The organism is Bartonella clarridgeiae ATCC 51734 (genome assembly GCF_000518185.1).
Lineage (GTDB): Bacteria > Pseudomonadota > Alphaproteobacteria > Rhizobiales > Rhizobiaceae > Bartonella > Bartonella clarridgeiae.
Window position 1 is genome coordinate 25,001 of record NZ_JADC01000018.1, and the last position, 4,374, is coordinate 29,374.

1 protein-coding gene, 1 tRNA gene and 2 rRNA genes (1 of these 4 running past the window's edge) are annotated in these 4,374 nt (G+C 46.0%); 3 read left to right on the forward strand and 1 reads right to left on the reverse strand.

The genetic code is table 11. The annotated features are described in order from the left end of the window. From T420_RS0105290 to T420_RS0105300, 3 genes are all read left to right on the forward strand, one after another. Positions 1-2,283 (forward strand): 23S ribosomal RNA (locus T420_RS0105290); it begins 531 nt to the left of the window's first position. Positions 2,284-2,383: 100 nt separating this feature from the next. Then, positions 2,384-2,498: ribosomal RNA gene (gene rrf, locus T420_RS0105295) — 5S ribosomal RNA — on the forward strand. 88 nt (positions 2,499-2,586) lie between these two features. Beyond that, positions 2,587-2,663 (forward strand) — tRNA-Met (locus T420_RS0105300). A 364-nt stretch (positions 2,664-3,027) separates the two neighbouring features. Here T420_RS0105300 and T420_RS0105305 read toward each other — a convergent pair. After that, the gene (locus T420_RS0105305) at positions 3,028-4,119 is read right to left on the reverse strand and encodes a TIGR04086 family membrane protein (protein WP_013545436.1); all 1,092 of its coding nucleotides are present in this window, start codon (positions 4,117-4,119) and stop codon (positions 3,028-3,030) included. Positions 4,120-4,374: the final 255 nt, after the last annotated feature.

Genomic DNA, 4,374 nt, shown 5'->3' on the forward strand with positions numbered 1-4,374 from the left:
CCCCGACAAGGGGAGTGAAAAAGAACCTGAAACCGGATGCCTACAAACAGTCGGAGCCCAAGATACGTTCTGGGTGACGGCGTACCTTTTGTATAATGGGTCAGCGACTTAGTCTAACGAGCAAGCTTAAGCCGATAGGTGTAGGCGCAGCGAAAGCGAGTCTGAACAGGGCGTTCAGTTCGTTGGATTAGACCCGAAACCGAGTGATCTAGCCATGAGCAGGCTGAAGGTAAGGTAACACTTACTGAAGGGCCGAACCCGTATCTGTTGCAATAGATTGGGATGACTTGTGGCTAGGGGTGAAAGGCCAATCAAACTCGGAAATAGCTGGTTCTCCGCGAAATCTATTTAGGTAGAGCGTTAGTTTTATTCTCCAGGGGGTAGAGCACTGGATGGGCTAGGGGTCCTCACCGGATTACCAAACCTAACCAAACTCCGAATACCTGGAAGAAATAACTGGCAGACACACGGCGGGTGCTAACGTCCGTCGTGGAAAGGGCAACAACCCTAACCACCATCTAAGGTCCCCAAGTTATGGCTAAGTGGGAAAGGATGTGAGGATCCCAAAACAACCAGGATGTTGGCTTAGAAGCAGCCATCATTTAAAGAAAGCGTAACAGCTCACTGGTCTAAATAAGGGTCTTTGCGCCGAAAATGTAACGGGGCTCAAGCCATACACCGAAGCTGTGGATTTACTCTTATGAGTAAGTGGTAGCGGAGCGTTCCGTAAGCCTGTGAAGGGAGACTCGTGAGAGCTCCTGGAGGTATCGGAAGTGAGAATGCTGACATGAGTAACGATAAAGGGAGTGAGAGACTCCCTCGCCGAAAGTCCAAGGGTTCCTGCTTAAAGTTAATCTGAGCAGGGTGAGTCGGCCCCTAAGGCGAGGCCGAAAGGCGTAGTCGATGGGAACCACGTTAATATTCGTGGACCTGTGGGAAGTGACGGATTGCGTAAATTGTAAGGTCTTATTGGATTGATTTTGCAGTGAAGCAATTCCAGGAAATAGCTCCCACATATAGACCGTACCCGAAACCGACACAGGTGGACAGGTAGAGAATACTAAGGCGCTTGAGAGAACTACGTTGAAGGAACTCGGCAAATTGCACGCGTAACTTCGGAAGAAGCGTGGCCCTTTAGCGGGCAACCGTTAAAGGGTGGCACAGACCAGGGGGTAGCGACTGTTTACCAAAAACACAGGGCTCTGCGAAGTCGCAAGACGATGTATAGGGTCTGACGCCTGCCCGGTGCTGGAAGGTTAATAGGAGATGTGCAAGCATTGAATTGAAGCCCCAGTAAACGGCGGCCGTAACTATAACGGTCCTAAGGTAGCGAAATTCCTTGTCGGGTAAGTTCCGACCTGCACGAATGGCGTAACGACTTCCCCGCTGTCTCCAACGTAGACTCAGTGAAATTGAATTCCCCGTGAAGATGCGGGGTTCCTGCGGTTAGACGGAAAGACCCCGTGCACCTTTACTATAGCTTTACACTGGCATTTGTGGCGATATGTGTAGGATAGGTGGTAGACTTTGAAGCAGGGGCGCTAGCCTTTGTGGAGTCGTCCTTGAAATACCACCCTTATCGACATGGATGTCTAACTGCGGTCCGTTATCCGGATCCAGGACAGTGTATGGTGGGTAGTTTGACTGGGGCGGTCGCCTCCTAAAGAGTAACGGAGGCGCGCGATGGTAGGCTCAGAACGGTCGGAAATCGTTTGTTGAGTGCAATGGCATAAGCCTGCCTGACTGTGAGACTGACAAGTCGAACAGAGTCGAAAGACGGTCATAGTGATCCGGTGGTCCCGTGTGGAAGGGCCATCGCTCAACGGATAAAAGGTACGCCGGGGATAACAGGCTGATGACCCCCAAGAGTCCATATCGACGGGGTTGTTTGGCACCTCGATGTCGACTCATCGCATCCTGGGGCTGGAGCAGGTCCCAAGGGTATGGCTGTTCGCCATTTAAAGCGGTACGTGAGTTGGGTTCAGAACGTCGTGAGACAGTTCGGTCCCTATCTGCCGTGGGTGTAGGAATATTGACAGGATCTGTCCCTAGTACGAGAGGACCGGGATGGACGTATCTCTGGTGGACCTGTTGTGGCGCCAGCCGCATAGCAGGGTAGCTATATACGGACGGGATAACCGCTGAAGGCATCTAAGCGGGAAACCCACCTGAAAACGAGTATTCCCTGAGAACCGTGGTAGACCACCACGTTGATAGGTCAGGTGTGGAAGTGTGGTAACATATGAAGCTTACTGATACTAATCGTTCGATAGGCTTGATCGTTCTCATTCCCTCTATTCATTCTAAAACAAATCAAATCACCTTAAAACAAATCAAATCAACATGGGAGACAACTTCTCTTTCTTTCTATGCTCTTCGCTGACTTGGTGGTTATGGCGGAGCGCCTGCACCCGATCCCATCCCGAACTCGGCCGTGAAACGTTCCAGCGCTGATGGTACTTTGTCTTAAGACACGGGAGAGTAAGTCGCTGCCAGGTCTGCTAAGCGCATAGAAATAATGCTTCAACATTCTTCAAAAAAACATCTAAAAATCGTCGTATTATCTCGGCAACAATTCTTCAATGACGCGGGGTGGAGCAGCCCGGTAGCTCGTCAGGCTCATAACCTGAAGGTCGCAGGTTCAAATCCTGCCCCCGCAACCAATCTTCATCCTTCACAAAACAAACAAAAACACAAAAATAATCCTAAAAATATCTTCAACTAAAGTATAATAAACAAAACAGACAAAAAAAGAGACTTCTTACTCCTTCTTTCATCTTCCTTGATCGCTTGAGCATTAATTAGGGACAAAGAAAAATGGTGCATCCTTCTTTGTGCCATATTAACTGGCTTGCCTAATCTCTGAGTGCAATATGCCTCATGAGAAGAGGAGGCTCTAGGGATCTCAAAATAAAAGGATCTTCAACAAAAAAACTGCACGTGCGGTGCAGTTTTAGAAAGCCATTCTTTATTATTCGTAGAGCTTTTGCCTGCTGAAAAGCCTCTTTTGTCTCAAAATCAAAGTGTTTAAAATTTGTAAGAATGGCAACGTCTTTTATGACCGTAATATCCAGAAATGCTAGTAATGAAAGCACCAAGAAGGCTACCAAAGAAACTCCATAATCCAATCTTAGAAGCTGTGCCAATGGCTTGATCCGCAACCTGACGGCTATTTTTGACCACTTTATCAACATTGTGCGAGAGAGTATCTACCTGTTTGTTCAAGGACTGAATAGCCTCTTTGGTTTTTTTGTTGGCTGTTTGATAAATATCAATTGCACGGTCTGCAGTCTTTTCTGCTTCAGCTTGTGACATGCCGTTATTGGTCAAGCCATCGATGACATCGCGACGATCAATTTGGGTATTGAGCTTTTTAACACGATCCGAGAGGCGTTCTCCAAGCTGTTTAACCAAAAGACGATAGTTAGAAGGGTCATGCTTAACAGATGTTATTGTAGAACGAATATCTTTGAGTGATGCTCTATAAGCATTGTAGAGATTATCCGGGTTAAGGGCTGGAATATCGCTCTTGTTTAAAAGAGCCTGTAAGTCATTGCTGAGTTTGTTAAAATCAAACAGAGCATTATTTTTGTCGTTGAAAAAATTCTCAAAATTTTTACCCTCTGTGAGGGAAATAAGCTTTCCACCTTCAGAGCCCAAGCCACTGATCGCTTGTCCCGTAGCAGAAGCAATTCCAGAAACAGTCTTAGCCCCTAAATGAACAGCTCCAGAAAGTAAAACTGTACTTTGGATCGCCACCAAAAGCATAAAAAGGGCCCAGGTCAAAAAACCATGAAGGGCTCCTGAGTGACTGGCAAAGCGACCAGCAATATATCCCCCAAAGCTGAAACTCAGACAAAGAACAAGGATCGAACTAACACCAACAGAGAAAAAGCTCTGCTCTAGAGAAAAGGGAGAAGAAAAACTCATCTGACCAAAGCCTAAGGCTGCTAACAAAAAGGAAAAGCACACCGATGTCGCTAAAAGCGTTAGTAAACCAGCAAAGATCGATGACCAAGATAAACAGGGACGGGAATAGTGACAAGTCTCTGTCTCTAAAGAAAATGCGCCTGTAAAATGTCTTTCTAAGGGATGCTTCGTCGGGATCCGCGTTTCCATATCTCTCTCCTTCAATAAATCTGATACATAAAATGAGCTAAACCCAATCCAGTTCCCAAAAAATAAAAAAAAAGCTTTCAAAAGCTTTCAAAAGTCGTTCTACAATCAGACGATAAACGGAAAAATAAAAAACAAATAAACCTCAAATCAAAAATTAACAAAATACTCAATAAATAAAACTATAAACTCTGATAGCCTCCATACGCTAAACCCTACAGAAAAAAATCTTAAAACTTCATAAAAATAGGTCAAAAA